Here is an 18,954-nt window from a genome sequence, read left to right on the forward strand (position 1 = left end):
ATCTTCCCCGCGGGGAAGGATCCGGCCTTGCTACGCAGGGCTCCACCGTTCGGACCGATTCGGGCGAAAGCTCGTGCCGCGTTGCGCAACCGACCCACCGATTGGGGGACAGGCCGGGACGACCCACCGCAGATTGGGGGACATCTGGCCCCTGATTAGGGGACAGCCAGAATGTCCCCCTATACCATAGAACCCTCCTGACGGAGATATCGGGGTAGGGTTTTGGAAGACGATCCCCGACCGCTCTTGACAGAATCGCCTCACAGGACGCTAATGGCGGAAGATTGGCAAAGAACGCCGGGGTAACGGTGTCTTAACCAAAGAAGAGGCCAGATAAGGCCCAAGACCGAGGCGGCAGACGCCCGTGGGGCGGTGAAGGAGCATGGGCGATGCAATTCGCACGACCCGTGGGACGCGAGGCGGCGTCCCGCAAATACGACCTGTTATCCGCGCTGGCGGCCTTCGCTCTGTCGCAGGACAAGACGCGCCAACGCCGCAGCCTGCGCCTGATGGCCCTGATCACCACCCGGTACAACTGGCAGCGCGACGAGCTGACGCTGGGCCAGACCGAGATCGCGAAGCTTTGGTCCGTCGATCCCCGCACCGTGAAACGCGAGATGTCGGCCCTGCGCGCCTCCGCCTGGCTGGTCCTGAAGCGGCAGGGAGCCCGCGGGCGGGTCAGCGTCTATGGGCTGGGGATCGATGCGATCCTTGCCGACACGCGCCCCGCCTGGGACCGGATCGGGCCTGATTTCATCGACCGCATGTCCCCGACACCGGCGACCGACACGAATGTGGTTCCCCTGCGGGCCGTGGCGGCCCCTGTGTCGGACGGCAGCACCTGGGCCGCGGCACAGGGACGGCTGCACGAAACGGCACAGGCTCAATACGGCGCCTGGCTGGCCGCGCTGACCGAGATCGCCTGCCGCGAGGGGGTGCTAAGCCTGATGGCCCCCAGCCGGTTCCACGCCAGCTATGTCCAGACGCATCTTGCCGGCACGATCATGGCCGCGGTCCGCCAGGTCGATCCTTCCCTGCGCGAGGTCCGGGTCGAGGCAGGGTAGGGGGGGGGCTTCCCCGCGGGGAAGATCAGCGTGCGCCGCCGGCCAGTGCCACGGCCTCGGGCATGCGGCGCAGGCGCAACATGGCCCATGTGCCGATCACCGGGCCGGGGACAAGGATCAGGAACGCCCATTGCCATCCGCCAAACAGGGCCGCGATGACCGGCACGATCCAGATCGCCACGACCGTCAGCGCGAAGCCGATCCCCAGTTGCAGGGCCAGCGCAGTGCCGACGAAGGCCGGGTCCGCCAGTTCCGTGACCGCGGCCGAGAACTGCGCGCTGTCGCCGATCACCGACATCCCCCAGACCAGCGCGATCAGCCCGAACATCCAAGCCGGACCGTCGAAGGCCAGACCGATCAGCAGCGCGCAACTGCCCGAAACGGCCATGAACCCAGCCGTGGTCCAGCACCGCCCGATCCGGTCAGACAGCACACCCCCCAGAACGCATCCCACAGCGCCCGAGGCTACGACGATGAAACTGAGGGTCGAGGGCGTACCGAAAGGAACTTCCCTGGCCGCGGAGGCGAAAGCCAGGATCCAGGCCCACATGGCGTAAAGCTCCCACATATGGCCGAAATAGCCAAGGTTCGCCAGCATCAGGGGCTTTCGTGTGAACACCTGCGCGGCCTTGCGAGGGTCGAACACGGCGCGGGCGAAGGCGTGGGGGCCTTCCTTCAGCGCAACCGCGAACAGGATCGCGCCGACGGCGGCCGTGCCACTGCTGGCCCAGACGACGGCGCGCCAGTCTACGCCCTCGGTCACGGCGCGGATCAGGTGGGGCAGGGACGATCCCAGCGTCAGCGCCCCGATCAGAAGCCCCAGCGCCAGCCCGCGCCCCCGGACGAACCAAGTCGCCATCAGCTTCAGCGCAGGGGGGTAGACCCCCGCCAGCGCGATGCCCGTAAGGATGCGCAAGGCGATTGCAGCCTCGGGACCCGCGACCAGCAGACCTAGGTTCGCCAGCGCCGCCACGCCGGAAGACACCGCCATCAGCCGCTGCATCCGCACGATGTCGGGCAGGTTCACCAGTGACGCCCCCAGCGCCCCCGCGACGAAGCCGATCTGCACCCCGTTGGTCAGCCACGCGCCCTGCGAGGGCGACAGGGCCCAGAGGCGCGTGAGTTCAGGCAGGATCGCGGTGGCCGAGAACCACGTCGCCAGCACCCCCACCACGCCCGCGCAGAGGATCGTCAGCGCACCCCACCGCCCCTCAGCCACCGGCGATCACCCGGGGCAGCCAGAGCGACAGGGCGGGCAGGGACAAAAGGATCGCGACGCGCACGATCTCGGCCCCGAAAAAGGGGGCGACGCCGCGGAACGTGGTCGCCATGGGCACGTCGCGGGCCAGCGATGAGATGACGAAGACATTCATCCCCACGGGCGGCGTGATGAGGCCTAGTTCGACGACGACCAGCGCGAGGATGCCGAACCAGATCTTCAGATCCTCGGTGGACATGCCGAAGCCCGACCCCTCGGCCCCTTGATATAGGCCGCCATTGATCTCGGACAGGACGGGCCAGAAGAAGGGCAGGACAAGAAGGATCATGGACAGCGAATCCATCAGGCAGCCCAGAAGCACAAGCGCCAGAAGCAGGATCAGCAGGACCGCCATGGGGGTCAGGCCGGAATTCACGGCCCATTCGGCCGCCGCCTGGGGCACGCGGGCGCGCGACATGAAGATCTTCAGAAGCTCGGCGCCCAGAAGGATCAGATAGATCATGCCCGTGGTCGCCGCCGTTTCCAGCACGCTGTCGCGCAGGTCCCGAAGTCCCAGCGTGCGGCGCAGCAAGCCGAAGACGAGGACGGCGAAGACTCCGATGGCCGCCGCCGGGGTGGGATTGTAGAGGCCCGCATAGATACCGCCGATGACGATGCCGAAGACGATCAGCGTCGGTATGACGCCGCGGGTGGCGGCCCAGAAGGCGGCGCGATCCTCGGCCCCTCCGACCGGTCCGGAACCGGGAAAGACCCGGACATAGATCGCGATGGTGACAAGGAACATGCCCACAGAGATCAAGCCCGGAATCAGCGCGGCGGCGAACATCGCGACGATGTTGGCCTCGACGATGATGGCATAGATCACCAGCGCGACCGAGGGCGGGATCAGGATGCCCAGCACACCCCCCGCCGCGATGGATCCCGTCGCGAGGGCAGGGGAGTAGCCAAAGCGGCGCAGCTCTGGCAGGGCGACCTTGCCCATGGTGGACGCGGTCGCCAGGGACGACCCGCAGACCGCCCCGAACCCCGCACAGGCCGCGATAGAGGCCATGGCCGTGCCCCCCCGCATCCAACCGAACCAGGCGTTTGCGGCGCGGAACAGGTCGCGCGACAGCCCCGTCCGGGTCGCCAGCGCGCCCATCAGGATGAACATCGGCACGACCGACAGATCGTAGATCGAGAACTGCCCGTAAGCCAGTGTTTTCAACTGGTTCAACAGGATCCCCGGCCCGTTCAGCCATGCGATCCCACCCGCGCCGACGACGATCATCGCGTACCCGATGGGCAGGCGCGCGGCGATCAGCAGGATCAGTGCCAGAAGCCCCAGCAGACCGATGGTGACGGGCGCCATTCAGCGCCCCCCGTCGATGTCGTTGCGCAAGGTGGCGATGGCGGCTAGGCACAGCATCCCCAGCGAGATCAGGATCGGCACGAAGGCCCACCAGACGGGGATCTGCAGGATCGTCGTGGCATAGCCATAGGACCGCTGGTCCATCAGCCCGGCCGACATGCGCCACAGCAGCACCGCCCCGAAGACCACCGCCAGGGCCGAGCCCACGGCTGACAGCCACGCGACAAGGCGGGGACTTGCGCGGGCGGTGAAGATCTCGGCCGTGACGTTCTGCCGGGTCAGTTGGCAATAGGGTAGGAAGGTGAAGACGGCGACGGCGGTGCCCATCTCGGTCAGTTCGAAATCACCCGCGAAGGGGATGCCAACCGCGCCGCCGATCACCGCCCACAGGTTCACGGCCACGATCCCGGCCAGAAGCCCGCCGCCCAGAAGCGCCCACAGCGTGACAAGCCGCCCGAGCACCCCGTCGGCCGGGCCGGGCGGGGCATCGTCACTCATGCGTGTTCATCCACCAAGCCTCATCGCGTGGCATTGTCCGCGATGGCCTGACGCGCGGCCTCGACCAGCGCTTCGCCGTCGATGTCCGATCCGGAAACCTCGTCCTGCCAGCGCTCGACGACCGGGGCGACGGCGTCTTCGAACGAGGCCCATTCCTCGGCCGTCAGCATCAGGTGCTGGTTGCCGTTCTCGACCGCGATGCGGATGCCGGTGTCGTCGGCTTGCCGCCACACATCGCCGATTTGGCGCAGGAACTCCTCGTTGCTGGCATCGCGGAACGCGGCTTGGATATCCTCGGGCAGATCGTCCCATCGGCTCTGGTTCATCGACACCTGGAAGACCGACGTGCCCAGGCGTTCGGCGTTCGGCCCTTCGATCTGGTACTCGGTCTGCTGGAAGATGCGCAGGGCGGGGATGATCTCCCACGGGATGAGGGCGCCGTCCACGACGCCCTTCGACAGCGCCTGCGGCAGTTCGGGGACCGGCATCGCAACGGGCTGGGCGCCCAGGGCCTCGATCACCCAGGCGCCGGTGCGGGTGGGGATGCGCAGCGAGGTTCTCTCCAGATCGGACGGGCTGCGCGCGGCCATGTCGACCATCTGGATGCCTTGCCCGGCATGGGCGTGCAGGAACATCACCTCCAGCCCCTGGTATTCCTCGGCCAGATACGCGTCGAACAGCGCCCGCATGGCGAGGTTCGTGGCCGGGATGTCGTTCTCGAACACGGTGGGCAGCTCGAACACCTCGGTCCGGGGGAAAAGTCCGGGGGTATAGCCGTTCAGCGTCCAGATCAGGTCGACCACGCCGTCGCGCGCCTGCTGGATCAGTTCGGTGGGACGTCCGCCCAGGGTCATGGACGGAAAGATCTCGATCGCGACCCGGCCGTCCGAATTCCGTTCGACCTGGCGCGCCCACGGTTCCAGCATCTGGCTGTGGGCCGGGGCCTGCGGTCCAAGGAAATGGTGCAGGGTGAAACTATATTCCTGCGCATGGGCGGCCGTGGAAAAAAGGGCCAGCGCGGCGGCGGCAAGCGATCTGACGAACATGGTAACTCCTCCCGGGACGTGGCGGGCACCCGCCTTCGCGGGCATGGTTCACGTCTTGCGCGGCGATTGGAAGCCGAAAGTGTGCCGCGGCAGCCGCCCGATCCGAGCGTGCGCGCAGGATCCGGTGAGGGATGAGGCGGGACAGCTGGTCAGGCGAGCCAGCGTTCCCACGATCCCCAAGAACGCCGGCACCGCCCCGGAGTCGGCCACCACGCCCGGTCGACGGTCGTTCCGCCAGCGCGGTCGCGACCCCGGTCCCCTTCCCAAAGCCCCTCAGATGGGACGATCGAAGTGGTTATAGGGGACCGGTGAACAATGGGTTAACTGTTCAGATTTAAACGGTTTTCGTCAATGCCCCGTCGTCTGGCGATAGAGGTCGGATCTCGCGCCGGCAATCGCGCCTAGGCGCCCGGCGATCCAGCCGGTCGTGCGGGCCAGATCCAGCATCGTCGCGCCATTCGTCGGGACCAGGGCCACTGCAAGGCCCAGGGCGCTGACTGCTTTGAGCGGCACGGTCACCAGAACAGTCCAGCGCGCCGCCGGATTGCCGTCGATCTTGCGTCGGAAATTCGTGTTGGACTGATCGCGTCCGCGGGCGAACTGATAGCCGAAGCTGAGACGTTCGGGCGGCACGATCTCGTGGACATGGGCGTCGGCGATCCAGGCGGTGGGCAATCCGGCCTCCTTCACCTGGGCCGAGAACTTCGCGTCCGTTCCGCCGGTATAGCGCATCGCCTCGTCGAACCAGATGCCATGCTCGGCGAAGAGACCGGTCTCGCCCAGCCAGTTGTTCGTGACGATGGTGACACCCGGCGTGCCGGTCAGGTCCGCCCGCCTGGCGGCGCGGGTGGCCTTCTTCGCGTATCGACGGCGGATGCAGTCATGCATCTTCACCTGGATCCAGCTGAGATCCTTCTGCGGCGGATGGATGCCCAACGGGGCCCCCAGAAGCACGGCGCCGCTTTGGCGGTACCCGGCGATCAGGTTCACCAGCCAGTCTTCGGCCACGACCTCGTCGTCATCGACGAAGGCCAGCAGGTCATGACCGGCGGCGATGGCCTCCTTCGCGGCGCGGTTGCGGCCGAAGGGGATGCCGGGCTCGGGCTCGAGCACGTAGTCCAGCGCGCCGCCGGGCAGGGGGGCGCGATGCGCGACCGTGTCGCGGGACAGGGGATCGGTGTCGTTCTCGACGATCAGGAAGCGGACCGTACAGCCTTCGGGAATCCGGAGCGCCGCGAAGCTGTCGATCAGGTTCGCCAGCATCAACGGCCGCCGCCGGGTCAGCGCGGCCACGGTCACGGACAGCGGCGGCGTCATTCCGCAGGCTCCGGCTGGGGCACCGCGAGCGGGGCGAGCATCAGGGGCCAGAACGGCGGTACCCCGTCATGGGGATGAAAGCAGGGGCGCCGCTCGGCGATCGCGGCATCACCGGGCGGGATGTCGGCGGCAAGCTGCAGGTCGGCGGCCATCAGCGTGATAGGCGCATAGCGATCGGTGTCGAACTCCGAGATCTGGGGATAGGGCCATTTGGTGCCACGATGCGCGCAGAACCACGCAAGCCCCCTGTCGATCCGCGCCATTTCGGGCTGGGCATGGATCGGCAGGCCGCAGCCGCGATACAGATGCAGAAGCGTCATCCAGCCTTGCAGGGTGAAGGCGCAGTAATGCTGGGTCAGCGTGCGCGTCAGCTCGTGCGGTTGGGCGCCGGTCGGATCGAAGTGTCCTTCGACGCGACCGATCGAGTGCATGTAGCAATCCAGCAGCATCTCCGTCTCGCCCAGGAAGGCTGCGATGGCGGCAAGCTGGAGGTCGAAATACAGCCCGTGATTGTTGGGCGCGCGCCGTTCCTTCCGCCCCTGGGGCGAGGTCAGCAACCAGTCGGCATAACGCCGCAGCCAGTCCGACAGCCCGGCGGTCAGCTCGGAATCGTCGATCAGTCGCACGGCGTCCAGAAGGAAGGCCAGGTCCTTGAACTCGATGATGCCGGTGGCGGCGCCCTCGTCATTGTTGTGCCCGCACCGGACCTGCGCCATTCGCAGATTCGGGGTCATCGCCGTCTCGGGGTCCAGGAACCAGACGCGCACCAGCCGGATCGCATGATTGCGCGCGGCGCGATCCTCGAAGGCCGTCCAGGCCAGCGCGCAGGCGACCACGTCGTCGCCCAGCATCTGAAAGCGGGTGCGGTCGAACTTGTGGCTGTCGGGGCTGAACATCTCGGTCCCGGGCAGGCGTTCACCGTCGCGCTGGATATAGGGCAGGCCGTCGGCTTTTTTCGGATTGGGCCACCAATAGGGCGCAGGGTGGAAATAGTCGTGCGGGTTGCCCGAGGGGGGACGCTCGGTCTTGTCGGTCACGGCATGGGGGCCGCGGGCCATGGCTGTCGTGGCGGCGGCCCGGATGGCGTCCGCCGTGGCGGGCGTCGGCGCGCGAAGGTGGGCCGGATCGAAGAAGACCGGTTTGCGCGGGTCATAGCCGCGATGATTCAGCATCAGGCGGTCGGCCTCGGCCAGTCGCGACCGGATCGCGGACGCGCGGGCCGTACCGCGCGAGCGCAACGCATCGCGGCCCCCGGCTTCGAGATCGACGCGGCCCGACGCCAGGCGGCGCACCATCCCCGCGCGCCCCACGCGATGGGCACCCGCATCGACCGGCCCGCTGTGCAGATCCCAGGGATCGTTCGGATAATAGGTCCACGGCCCCTCGATCCCCAGACGGGCGAACAGCTCGACCTTGGGGCGACGCCCGTAGGGATGCGCCTCGTCGAACCGAAGGGGCGCGTCGCGGCGGAAGGCCATCTGCGGCTCTTCCCCGGCATCCTCGGGGCGCATGTCGTCCAACGCTGCGTCGTTGGTGCCAAGCCGCGCCATGGGGACTAAGACATACTGCCGATCCGGGGCGGCGGCGATGTCGCGGCGCAAACGCTCCCAATCGGCATTGGTCAGAAAACAATTGCCGTCGAAGGGCAAAGCCCATTTCGCCCGCGCCGCCCCGATCTCGAGCGCGGCGTTCCGCGCGCCGTTATTGTGCATGACATAGGCGTTGCGCCGACGGTGGATCTGCAGGATCGCGCGGGTCTGCGCGTCGTCTTCCAAGCTGTGGAAGGCGTCCGACAGCAGGAATTGTTGCATCCCGAACCGCGAGAAATTCAAGGGGGCCTGCGCGTATTCGTCGGGATCGAAGGGGATGACATGGAAGTCTTGCCCGGCATCCTTCAGACGGGCGATGATCTGCGCCTCTTCCACCCGATCGACGATGCGGTTGACGATCCAGACTTTCTCGCACGCCTCGAACGCGGGCTCGTGGCGCAGGACGAAGTCGAGGTTCTCGCGCGCCTGGCCGATCTTGTGACGCGGGGGAAGGTCGTTGCCGATCACGCGCACAAGGCAGAACGTATCGGGTTCAGCCGCCATCTGTGCCTCGACCGTGGGGTCGGACGGAATGGCGGGGGGCAGGGCGGTCGCCTGCACGAAGCGGGGCGCGCGCCGCTTGCGCCGTCGGAACAGCTTTCCCTTGGCCACCGTGACGCCCAGGAACACGGGCACCGTCACCGGTGACGACACGACGATCCCCGCGATCCACGCCGCCTGCTCGGCCCGGCCGGCGCGACGGAATCGCCCCTTGGCCGTGTGGAACAGGTCCGACGCGGATTTGCGTGGATTATTCGGCGGCGGCATGGCTGAGCCCCTCGAACTGCTGATCGAACAGGCTGCGGAACGGGCCCTGGTTGCGCAGCAGATCCTGCACCGCGCCGCTTTCCGCGACCTCGCCATCCTCGATCACATAGACATGGTCGGCCTCGAGGATGGTCGACAGCCGGTGCGCGATGACGATGGTTGTCGTGCGACCGGTCAGCCGGGCCAACGCCTCTTTCACTAGCCCCTCGGAGGTCGCATCCAGCGCACTGGTCGCCTCGTCCAGCAGCAGGATCTGCGAGCCACGAAGGATCGCGCGGGCGATGGCAAGGCGCTGGCGCTGCCCACCCGACAGGAAGATGCCGTTCTCGCCCACCTCGGTGTCATAGCCCTTGTCGAGCGCTGAGATGAAATCGTGGGCATTGGCCTCGCGTGCGGCAGCCTCGACCTCGGCATCCGTGGCGTCTGGGCGCGAAAAGCGGATGTTCTCGCGCACGGTGCGGGAAAACAGGAACGTGTCCTGCCCCACGAACGAGATCCGTTCGCGCAACGAGGCGAAGGTGGCGGCGCGGATGTCCTGCCCATCGATGGTGATCTTGCCATCCTTGGGGTCGTAGAGGCGCATGATCAGGTTCAGGATCGTCGACTTCCCACCGCCCGAGGGGCCGACCAGCGCGGTTGTCTTGCGCGCGGGGAATTCCATGTCGAGACGTTTCAGCACATCCGGCCGGTCGCCATAGCCGAAGCTGACGCCGCGCATGCGGACGGTGCCCGGGCCGGGCTGAAGCACGGTGGCGTCGGGCGCCTCGATCAGGGGCTCGTCATAGTCCAGAAGCTCGAACATCATGCGCACGCGAACCATGGCCGCCTCCAGCGTGACGCGGACCTTCGAGAGGCGCTTGGCGGGCTCATACGCCATCATGAAGGCGGTGATGAAGGACATCAGTTCGCCCGCGGTCGTGGGTTCTCCGCCGAACAGCGAAAGGGCGCTGACCGCAACGATTCCGGCGATGGCGAAGCCGGCCAGCGTCTCCATCAGGGGGCTGGTGACCGCGCCGATCCGCGCGATGGCGTTGCGGCGGTGTTCGACGTTGCGCACCGCGGCGCCCATCCGGCCCTGCATCTCGCCCTCGAGCGAGAAGACCTTGACCACTTGGATGCCCTTCGACGTCTCCTGCACGACCTTCATGATCTCGGCGGTCGAGGCCTGTTCGCTGCGCATGATGTCGCGGATCTGGCGCACCAGTCCCCGCACGCCCAGGATGGCGATGGGGCCGACGACCAGCGCGAAGACCGACAGGAACGGCGCCTGATAGACCATGACGCCCAACAGCCCGATCAGCATCAGGGCATCGCGGCTAATCGAGGCGACGATCAGCTCGATCACCTTCTGCGCCGCCGAGGCCCCCGAGGTCAGGCGCATCAGGATGTTCGAGGATTCCTGGCTGTTGAAGAAGGACACGCCGTTCTTCAGCAGCTTGCCGTACAGGTCCTCCTGCTGGTCGGCGATGATCCGGTTGCCGGCCCGCGACAGGGCGACCGTCTGGGCATAGTTCGCGATGCCCTTGACGGTGAAAGTCGCGGCCACGGCGCCAGCCACAAGGAAAACCATGCTGCGATTGTCATAGGCGGTCAGCGCGTAGACGATATATTCCATCAGAAGGGCCGTCATCGCCGTGGTTGCGGCGACGACGATCATCGCGACGATGGCGATGGCATACCATTTCCGCTGCGAGGCCGCCTGTTCGGTCAGCAGACGGCGCAGCATCTCCTGCCGCTTTTCATCGGCCGAGAACAGGGCCGCGAGCGCGCGTCTGATGGATTTCAATACGGGACCTCGTGTGTCTTGTCCGTGGAACCGACATCTATGTCATGTCGCGGCGAATTGCGATACCGCTGGCGGGGCGTTCGGATCAGGTCAGCAGCGTCATGTCGCCTTGCGCCGCGGCCTTCCGGTCGAAGGTATAGACGGTGTCGCACCCGGCGCGGTCGGCGGCGATCCGGATCATGTGGTCGGCCATCCCCGGTCCGCCCTTGCGATAGCGTTCCAAAGCCAGCGCGATATCCTCGCCCGCCTCGATCACAAGCTCGGCGGCATCCAGCAGTCCCGAAAGGGCGCCGGAGATCTGCGCCCTGTCGAAGCGATAGGCGCGTTCCAGCACCCAGACCGTCTCGATCATCACTTCGCGCGACAGGAAGCCCGGATCGGCCTCGGTCAGGCGATCGAACAGGGCGCGGGCCGCGCGGCCCTGATCCGGGTCGTCCTCGACCAGGAAACGGACCAGCACATTGGTATCAAGGCCGATCACCCCCGCGACGCGCCCGATGCGATGGCCTCGTCCATATCGTCCAGCGTGACGGCGCGGGGCGCCTTCAGGCAACCGGCCAGCTCGGACACGGGGCGCAGCTTGGACACCCGGACCTCGCCATGATCCAGAACGACATAGCGGACGCGGTCGCCCGCATGCAGGTCCAGCAATTGCCGCACCTTGCGGGGCAGGGTGGTCTGCCCCTTGGCGGTGACGCCCGATTCCATCATATCCTTACGTCCCCGGAAATTGCAATGCGATGACCGGAAAGGTAAGGCGCTGCGGTTCGCATGACAAGGGCGCCTACGCGGACCGTCGCAGCCCGGACACCACCGTGGACAAAAGGAACAGAAGGGCCGCGACGCAGACGATGGTCGGACCCGTCGGCGCGTCGAAGCTGTACGAGGCGCGAAGGCCGCCGAACGCCGACGCCATCCCCACCAGCGCGGCCAGGATCCCCATCCGCTCGGGCGTGGTCGCGAAAGGGCGGATGGTGGCCGCGGGGATGATCAGAAGGGCCGTGATCAAAAGCACGCCCACCACCTTGATCGCCACGGCGACGACCAGCGCCAGCGCAAGGGTCAGGACCAGCTGCTCGCGCTTTGGATCTACCCCGGCGGCGCGGGCGAGGTCGGGGTTCAGCGTCGCGGTCAGAAGCGCGGACCAGCGCCAGCCGATCAGCGCCAAAACCAGAAGCGCGCCGCCCCAGATGACGGCCAGATCCACCCTCGACACCGACAGGATGTCGCCGAACAGATAGGCCATGATGTCGATGCGCACGTTCGACAGGAACGACACCCCCACGAGGCCGATGGCCAGCGCAGAATGCGCCATGACCCCCAAAAGCGTGTCCATCGCATAGCCACGCCCCGAAATCAGCGAGACCGCTGTCGCCATCACCAGCGCGACCACCAGCGCCCCCGCGAAGACCGGAAGTGAAAGGGCCAGCGACAGCGCGACGCCCAGGATCGCGGCATGGGCGGTGGCGTCGCCGAAATACGCCATGCGCCGCCAGACGACGAAACAGCCCAAGGGTGCTGCGGCCAGCGCGGTGCCGATGCCGGCCAGTGCCGCGCGTGTCATGAAATCGTCGAGGATCATTCGGCGGCGTCCCGGTCTGCAGGTTCGTGATGCGCGTGGCCGTGGTCGTGCCCGTGGCTGTGGTCGTGCGTATGGCGATACAGGGCCAGCGCACCCTTCGTCCCCTCGCCGAACAGGCGGCGGTAATCGGGGGCCGCGGCAACGACGTCGGGCGTGCCTTCGCAGCAGACATGGCCGTTCAGGCAGACGACGCGGTCCGACGCGCTCATGACCACGTGCAGATCGTGGCTGATCATCAGCACGCCGCAGCCGGTCTCGGCCCGGACTTCCTCGATCCGGCGATAGAACGCGGCCGATCCGGGCTGGTCCAGGCCGGCCGTCGCCTCGTCCAGAATCAACAGGTCGGGTGTCTCCAGCAACGCGCGGGCCAGAAGCGCGCGCTGGAACTGGCCGCCCGACAGGACCGACATCTGCCGTTTGCCGATACCCGGCACGCCCGCGCGTTCCAGGGCGTCCTGGGCGCGGGCCTTCGAAACGCGGCGCGGCAGGCTCAGGAACCGTTCGACCGTCATCGGCAGGGTGGGGTCCAGCACCAGGCGCTGGGGGACATAGCCGATCTTCAGGCCGCGCGGTTTTTCCACCCAGCCGCGGCCGGGGGTCACGCCGCCCAGGATCGCGCGGATCAGGGTCGACTTGCCCGAGCCGTTGGGGCCCACGATGGTCACGATCTCGCCCCGCGTGACGCTGAGGCTGACGCGGTCCAGAATGGTGGTGCCGCCGTATTCGACCGTCAGGTCGTGCGCATGAACAAGGGTCGGGGCCACGATCAGGCCGCGTCCACGCAGTAGGGGCACAGCCCCTCGGCCTCGCGCACGGCGCGTTCGATGACGAACCCGGCCTCGGACGCGGCGCGCCCCAGTTCGCCGCGCGTGGGGTCCGATCCCGCCTCGACCACGCGGTCGCAAGACCGGCAGATCAGGAAGACGGGCGTGTGGCCGCCGGTGAAATGGGTGCAGGCCACGAAGGCGTTCAGACGCTCGATCCGGTGGGCGAAGCCGTGGGCGGTCAGGAACTCCAGCGCGCGATAGGCGACGGGCGGCTGCGATCCCAGCCCTTCGGCGCGCAGGATGTCGAGGATCTCGTAGGCACCGATGGCCTTGTGCTCGGACAGCAGGATTTCCAGCACGCGCTGCCGGGTCTTGGTGAATTGCAGCTTTTGGTCCGCGCAATAGCTTGCCGCCGCCGCCACGCCTTCGGCGATGCAGCTTTTATGGTCGTGCTTCTCGAATGCCTGGCTGGACATGCGGACCTCCGGACGGAACGGGCTTGATATGTGATACTGTATCATCTAGTCGGTGTCGAACTGTTATATAATCACAGGAGCTTTCGATGTCCACGCCCCTTAGATCATCAATAGCCGGCGGTGTCCTGGCCGCCGTTTCGGCCACGGTGACAACCGCCGACGTGCCTGCCGTGGCCGCCGATATCGCGCCGGTCCACAGCCTGGTCGCCCGCGTCATGGAAGGCGTCGGCACGCCCGAGCTGATCGTGCAGCCCGGCACCTCGCCCCACGGCTATTCCATGCGCCCGTCCGAAGCGCGGGCGGTCGAACAGGCCGACGCGGTCTTCTGGATCGGGCCCGAGCTGACGTCGTGGCTGGGCCGCACGCTGGAGACGCTGGCAGGCGACGCGGTCGTCACCGGCCTTCTGGACGCCGAGGGCACCCGGACCCTGGAGTTCCGCGAAGGCGCGACCTTCGAGGCCCACGACCATGGAGACGAAGACCATGACGCCGAGGCGCATGATGACCACGACGATGGCGAGGATGCGCAGGACCACGAGCACGCAGAGGGGCACGAGGACGGGCACGATCACGAGCATGACGAGGCCGAGCACGACCACGAGGAAGAGCACGACCACGATCATGAGGACGCGGACCATGCCCATGACGGGGAAGGGCATGCACACGAGGGCGTCGATCCCCATGCCTGGCTGGACCCCGAGAACGGCAAGGCCTGGCTGGACGTGATCGCCGCGGAGCTGTCGGAACTGGACCCCGAGAACGCCGAGACCTATCGCAGCAACGCCGCCGCCGGCCAGCAGGAGATCGACGCCGCCTCTGAAGACGTGCGCGAGACCCTCGACCGGATCGGGCCGCTGACCTTCGTGGTGTTCCACGACGCCTACCACTATTTCGAGGCCCGCTTCGATTACGAGGCCGTCGGGGCCATCGCGCTGAGCGATGCAAGCGATCCAAGCCCCGCCCGGGTCGAGGAGGTGCAGGACACGGTCGAGGCGCTGGGGGTCGAATGCGTATTCGCCGAGCCGCAGTTCAACCAGAACATGGTCCGCGTCGTGCTGGACGGGACCGAGGGGCGTTCCGGCGTGATCGACCCGCTGGGGATGGATATCGACACCGGCCCGGACTTCTATCCCGATCTACTGCACTCGATCGCGGATCAGATCGCCGCCTGCAAGGGTTGAGGCCCGGCGTTCGGGCGCGCCCGCGGGGACGCGCCCGATCCCTCAATCCTTCAGGCGGAAGCGCTGGATCTTGCCCGTCTCGGTCTTGGGCAGTGCGTCGATGAACCGGATGATGCGGGGATACTTGTAGGGCGCGATGGTGGCTTTCACGAAATCCTGCAGGGTCTTGGCCAGCACTTCGTCGCCCGTGTGCCCTTCGGAAAGGACCACATGGGCAGCGACCACCGCGCCGCGATCCTCGTCCGGCTGGCCGACGACGGCGCATTCGGCCACGGCATCGTGGGAGAGAAGGGCCGCTTCGACCTCCGGCCCCGCGATGTTGTAGCCCGACGACAGGATCATGTCGTCGTTGCGCGCGGCGAAGTGCAGATAGCCGTCCTCGTCCATGGTGAAGGCGTCGCCGGTGATGTTCCAGCCGTCCAGAACGTATTTCACCTGCCGGTCATCGGCCAGATACCGGCACCCCGTCGGCCCCCGGACGGCCAGCCGTCCCACGGTGCCCCGCGGGGCCTCGGCGCCGTCCTCGTCCACGATCTTTGCCTCGTAGCCCGTGACGGGCTTGCCGGTGCAGGCGGGGCGATGGTCATCGAACCGGTTCGAGATGAAGATGTGCAGCATCTCAGTCGCGCCGATCCCGTCGAGCATGGGTTTGCCGGTCTTTTCAATCCATTCGTCATAGACGGGGGCGGGCAGAGTCTCCCCGGCCGAGACGGCGGCGCGCAAGCTCGACAGGTCCGCGCCCTCGTCCATCGCGCGAAGCATCACGCGGTAGGCGGTGGGCGCGGTAAACGAGACCGTGGCGCGGTAAGTCTCGATGATTTCGATCATGTTGGGGGGCGAGGCAGATTCCAGCAGCGTCGCGGCGGCGCCGAAGCGCAGGGGGAACACCGCCAGACCGCCCAGCCCGAAGGTGAAGGCCAAGGGGGGCGATCCGACGAAGATGTCGTCGGGGGTAACGTTCAGCACTTCCTTCGCATAGCCGTCCGCGATGATCAGGATGTCGCGGTGAAAATGCATCGTGGCCTTGGGCGACCCGGTCGTGCCCGAGGTGAAGCCCAGAAGCGCCACGTCGTCCCGGCCCGTGTCCACCGCGTCGAACTGCACGGGCTTTTCCAAAGCCAGGCGGTCAAGCTCGGCATCGTGGTTTAGCGTGCCGTCGAAGCCCACGACGGTCTTGAGGTACTGGCTGGTCTTGGCGCAGGTGGCGATCTCGTCCATCAGGCGGGTGTCGCACAGGGCGAATTCGATCTGCGCCTTGTCGACGATCTGGCCCAGCTCGCCCGCGCGCAGCAGCGGCATGGTGTTGACCACGACCGCCCCGGCCTTGGTCGCGGCCAGCCAGACGGCCACCATCGCGGGGTTGTTGGCCGATCGGATCAGGATCCGGTTGCCCGGCTTCACGCCCAGATCGTCGACTAGGACATGGGCCAGGCGGTTGGTCCAGTCGGCCAGCTCCTTGTAGGTCCGCCGCCGCCCGTTGCCGATCAGGGCGACGCGGTCGCCGTGGCCGCGCGCGACCATGGCGTCCGTCAGCTCGACCCCGATATTCAGCCGGTCGGGATAGTCGAACCTGTCCAGCAGGAAGTCGGGCCACTGGTCCGGCGGGGGCAGGTTGTCGCGGGTGAAGGTGTCCACGTGGGCCGAGGGGCCCAGCATGTCGTCGAAAGACCGGTCAGGCATTCGGTCCACTCCATGTTGGTGGCCCGGAACCTCGGGCCGGGTGATGGGCGGGTTGGCCCGCCTCTGATCTTTTCGTCGGTCAGGCGCCCATCGTCTGGCGCGCGATGATGACCTTCTGCACGTCCGAGGCGCCTTCATAGATGCGCAGGGCGCGGATCTCGCGATACAGGCGCTCGACAACCTCGCCGGATTTCACGCCGTCGCCGCCGTGAAGCTGCACCGCCGCGTCGATGACCTTCTGCGCCTCGTCGGTGGCGTAAAGCTTGGCCATCGCCGCCTCGCGGCTGACGCGCGGGGCGCCGGAATCCTTGGTCCACGCTGCGCGATAGACCAGCAGGGCGGCGGCATCGACGCGCAGGGCCATGTCGGCGATATGGCCCTGGACCATCTGCAACTCGGACAGGGGTTTGCCCTGCACCTCGCGCGCGGCCACGCGGGACAGCGATTCGTCAAAGGCGCGGCGGGCGAAGCCCAAACCGGCGGCGGCAACGGTGGTGCGGAACACGTCCAGCACCGACATGGCGATCTTGAAGCCTTGACCGGGCGCGCCGATCAGAGCGGATTTGGGCAGCCGCGCGCCGTCGAACTGCAACGTGGCTAGCGGGTGCGGGGCGATGGTCTGCAACCGTTCGGCGATGGACAGTCCCGGCGTATCGGCGGGCACGACAAAAGCAGACAGGCCCTTGGCGCCGGGGCCTTCACCGGTGCGGGCGAACAGGGTGTAGACATCCGCGATCCCGCCATTCGAGATCCAGGTCTTCTGCCCGTCCAGCACCCAGGCGTCACCGTCATCGGTGGCGGTCATCGTCGAATTCGCCACGTCTGAGCCCGATTGCGGCTCGGTCAGCGCGAAGGCCGAGATCGCCTTGCCGGTGCGCGTCAGGGGCAGCCATTCGTCCTGCTGCGCTTTCGAGCCGAAAAGCGACAGCGCCCCGGTGCCAAGGCCCTGCATCGCGAAGGCAAAATCCATCAGACCGTCGTGGCGGGCCAGCGTCTCGCGCGACAGACACAAGGTCCGCACGTCCAACGGGTTCGGATCGGCGGGGTCCACGGCGGTGGGCTGAAGCCAGCCATCGGCCCCCAGTTTCGCGACCAGATCGCGGCAGGCGGCGTCGGTGTCGTGGTGATCGACCGAGCCAAGATCGCCTGCCCAGTCGTCCAGCGCCTTGGCGTGGTCGCGGTGGCGGTCTTCGAGGAACGGCCAGTCGAGATAGGAACGGTCGGGCATCAATCCCCCTGAAAGACGGGTTTTTCCTTCGCGACGAAGGCGTTGTAGGCGCGGGTGAAATCCTCGGTCTGCATGCAGATCGCCTGCGCCTGCGCCTCGGCCTCGATGGCCTGGTCCAGCGACATGGACCATTCCTGGTTCAGCATGGTCTTGGTCATCATGTGCCCGAAATTGGGGCCATCCGCGATCCGGCGGGCCATCGCTTGGGCCTCGGCCTCGAGCGCATCTGCGTCAACGACCTTGTTCCAGAAGCCCCAGGCTGACCCCTCGTCCGCGCTCATCGCACGGCCGGTATACAGCAGTTCGGCCGCGCGGCCCTGGCCGATGATCCGGGGCAGCATGGCGCAGGCCCCCATGTCGCAGCCCGCAAGCCCGACGCGGGTGAACAGGAAAGCGGCCTTGGTGTCGGGCGTGGCGATGCGCAGGTCGGACGCCATGGCGACGATCGCGCCCGCGCCGACGCAGACCCCGTCGGCGGCGGCGATCACGGGCACGCCGCAATGGATCATCGCCTTGACCAGATCGCCGGTCATGCGGGTGAAGGCCAGAAGCTCCTTCATGGTCATCTTCGTCAGCGGGCCGATGATGTCGTGGACATCGCCGCCCGAGCAGAAGTTGCCCCCGTTCGACCCGAAGACCACGGCTTTCACGTCGTCGCGGTAGGGCAGGGCGCGGAACCAGTCGCGCAGTTCGGCATAGCTGTCGAAGGTCAGCGGGTTCTTCCGGTCGGGTCGGTCCAGGCGCAGCGTCGCGATGCCGTCTTCGATCTGACAGCGGAAATGGGTGGTGTCGATGGTCAAGCTCTCTTCTCCCGTTGGGTGACGGCGTCGAACCGTTCGGACAGGGTGTCGGCCTCTTCGGCGTCGAAATCCGCCAGAAGCTCGTCGATCCAGGCTTCGTGGGCCGTGGCCTGGCGGGCGAATTCCTCGTGCCCCTTTCGGGTCAGCCGCACCAGCGAGGCGCGGCGATCGCCCGGCACCTGAACGCGCACGACGATCCCGTCCTCGACCAGCCGGTCGATGATCCCCGTGACGTTCCCGTTGGACACGCGCAGAATCCCCGACAGCGCGCTCATCTTCAGGCCGTTGTCGTACCGGGCCAGGGCGGCCATGACGTCGAAGCGGGGCAGGGTGGTGTCGAACTGGGCCCGCAGGCGTTCGCGCAGCTGGGATTCCACCATGCGGGTGCGTTTCAGCATCCGCAGCCACATGCGCAAACGGGCTTTCGAGGCATCCCCGGCCCGGTTTTCGGGTGTCGTTTCCGTCCCACGTTGCGCCACGCGCTTCTATCCCCCGCATGTGTGCCGAACCTATGAGCAAAGGCTAGGCGGCGCCCAAATTTGGTTCAAGCAAAAAAAGTTTGAGCTTGAAATACTATTTCCCCGACGTCAGCATCATCCCCG

Annotated in this window: 18 protein-coding genes; 2 read left to right on the forward strand and 16 right to left on the reverse strand. The window is 67.0% G+C overall.

The window, feature by feature from the left end; genetic code table 11:
- The first annotated feature begins 389 nt into the window (after positions 1-389).
- Positions 390-1,064: a DnaA N-terminal domain-containing protein gene (locus PAA8504_RS18945; RefSeq protein ID WP_108895714.1), complete on the forward strand. Its 675-nt coding sequence runs from the start codon at positions 390-392 to the stop codon at positions 1,062-1,064.
- 25 nt (positions 1,065-1,089) lie between these two features.
- Here PAA8504_RS18945 and PAA8504_RS18950 read toward each other — a convergent pair whose 3' ends face one another.
- The 12 genes from PAA8504_RS18950 to PAA8504_RS19005 form a co-directional block, all read right to left on the reverse strand.
- The gene (locus PAA8504_RS18950; protein WP_108895715.1) at positions 1,090-2,283 is read right to left on the reverse strand and encodes an MFS transporter; all 1,194 of its coding nucleotides are present in this window, start codon (positions 2,281-2,283) and stop codon (positions 1,090-1,092) included.
- On the reverse strand, positions 2,276-3,634 hold the full coding sequence (locus PAA8504_RS18955) for a TRAP transporter large permease (protein WP_108895716.1): 1,359 nt from the start codon (positions 3,632-3,634) through the stop codon (positions 2,276-2,278). Before PAA8504_RS18955 ends, PAA8504_RS18950 begins: the two co-directional genes overlap by 8 nt.
- A complete protein-coding gene (locus PAA8504_RS18960) occupies positions 3,635-4,132 on the reverse strand; it encodes a TRAP transporter small permease (protein ID WP_108895717.1) in 498 nt (165 codons plus the stop codon).
- A 20-nt stretch (positions 4,133-4,152) separates the two neighbouring features.
- A complete protein-coding gene (locus PAA8504_RS18965; RefSeq protein WP_108895718.1) occupies positions 4,153-5,178 on the reverse strand; it encodes a TRAP transporter substrate-binding protein in 1,026 nt (341 codons plus the stop codon).
- A gap of 348 nt (positions 5,179-5,526) precedes the next feature.
- Positions 5,527-6,495, reverse strand: a complete 969-nt coding sequence (locus tag PAA8504_RS18970) for a glycosyltransferase family 2 protein (protein WP_108895719.1) — start codon at positions 6,493-6,495, stop codon at positions 5,527-5,529.
- On the reverse strand, positions 6,492-8,852 hold the full coding sequence (locus PAA8504_RS18975) for an alginate lyase family protein (protein ID WP_108895720.1): 2,361 nt from the start codon (positions 8,850-8,852) through the stop codon (positions 6,492-6,494). Before PAA8504_RS18975 ends, PAA8504_RS18970 begins: the two co-directional genes overlap by 4 nt.
- Complete coding sequence (locus PAA8504_RS18980) at positions 8,836-10,638, reverse strand: ABC transporter ATP-binding protein (protein WP_245897696.1); 1,803 nt, start codon at positions 10,636-10,638, stop codon at positions 8,836-8,838. The genes PAA8504_RS18975 and PAA8504_RS18980 overlap by 17 nt, the downstream gene beginning before the upstream one ends.
- An 85-nt stretch (positions 10,639-10,723) precedes the next feature.
- On the reverse strand, positions 10,724-11,098 hold the full coding sequence (locus tag PAA8504_RS18985; RefSeq protein ID WP_245897697.1) for a type II toxin-antitoxin system VapC family toxin: 375 nt from the start codon (positions 11,096-11,098) through the stop codon (positions 10,724-10,726).
- Between the two features lie 17 nt (positions 11,099-11,115).
- Positions 11,116-11,349 carry an AbrB/MazE/SpoVT family DNA-binding domain-containing protein gene (locus tag PAA8504_RS18990; RefSeq protein ID WP_108895722.1) on the reverse strand — a complete coding sequence of 78 codons (234 nt, stop codon included), beginning with the start codon at positions 11,347-11,349 and terminating at the stop codon, positions 11,116-11,118.
- A 73-nt stretch (positions 11,350-11,422) separates the two neighbouring features.
- Positions 11,423-12,220 carry a metal ABC transporter permease gene (locus tag PAA8504_RS18995; protein WP_181375876.1) on the reverse strand — a complete coding sequence of 266 codons (798 nt, stop codon included), beginning with the start codon at positions 12,218-12,220 and terminating at the stop codon, positions 11,423-11,425.
- Positions 12,217-13,005 carry a metal ABC transporter ATP-binding protein gene (locus tag PAA8504_RS19000; RefSeq protein ID WP_370739709.1) on the reverse strand — a complete coding sequence of 263 codons (789 nt, stop codon included), beginning with the start codon at positions 13,003-13,005 and terminating at the stop codon, positions 12,217-12,219. The genes PAA8504_RS18995 and PAA8504_RS19000 overlap by 4 nt, the downstream gene beginning before the upstream one ends.
- On the reverse strand, positions 12,987-13,463 hold the full coding sequence (locus PAA8504_RS19005; protein WP_108895723.1) for a transcriptional repressor: 477 nt from the start codon (positions 13,461-13,463) through the stop codon (positions 12,987-12,989). Before PAA8504_RS19005 ends, PAA8504_RS19000 begins: the two co-directional genes overlap by 19 nt.
- A gap of 86 nt (positions 13,464-13,549) precedes the next feature.
- Here PAA8504_RS19005 and PAA8504_RS19010 point away from each other — a divergent pair, with 86 nt between their 5' ends.
- On the forward strand, positions 13,550-14,644 hold the full coding sequence (locus PAA8504_RS19010; protein ID WP_108895724.1) for a zinc ABC transporter substrate-binding protein: 1,095 nt from the start codon (positions 13,550-13,552) through the stop codon (positions 14,642-14,644).
- A 42-nt stretch (positions 14,645-14,686) separates the two neighbouring features.
- Here PAA8504_RS19010 and PAA8504_RS19015 read toward each other — a convergent pair whose 3' ends face one another.
- The 4 genes from PAA8504_RS19015 to PAA8504_RS19030 form a co-directional block, all read right to left on the reverse strand.
- Complete coding sequence (locus PAA8504_RS19015; protein WP_108895781.1) at positions 14,687-16,300, reverse strand: AMP-binding protein; 1,614 nt, start codon at positions 16,298-16,300, stop codon at positions 14,687-14,689.
- Positions 16,301-16,403: 103 nt separating this feature from the next.
- The gene (locus tag PAA8504_RS19020; protein WP_108895725.1) at positions 16,404-17,552 is read right to left on the reverse strand and encodes an acyl-CoA dehydrogenase family protein; all 1,149 of its coding nucleotides are present in this window, start codon (positions 17,550-17,552) and stop codon (positions 16,404-16,406) included.
- Positions 17,552-18,352, reverse strand: coding sequence for an enoyl-CoA hydratase family protein (locus tag PAA8504_RS19025; RefSeq protein WP_108895726.1), 801 nt, complete (start codon positions 18,350-18,352; stop codon positions 17,552-17,554). The genes PAA8504_RS19020 and PAA8504_RS19025 overlap by 1 nt, the downstream gene beginning before the upstream one ends.
- A complete protein-coding gene (locus PAA8504_RS19030; RefSeq protein WP_108895727.1) occupies positions 18,349-18,762 on the reverse strand; it encodes a MarR family winged helix-turn-helix transcriptional regulator in 414 nt (137 codons plus the stop codon). The genes PAA8504_RS19025 and PAA8504_RS19030 overlap by 4 nt, the downstream gene beginning before the upstream one ends.
- Positions 18,763-18,954 lie beyond the last annotated feature (192 nt).

Source organism: Palleronia abyssalis (genome assembly GCF_900302445.1).
GTDB classification, from domain to species: domain Bacteria; phylum Pseudomonadota; class Alphaproteobacteria; order Rhodobacterales; family Rhodobacteraceae; genus Palleronia; species Palleronia abyssalis.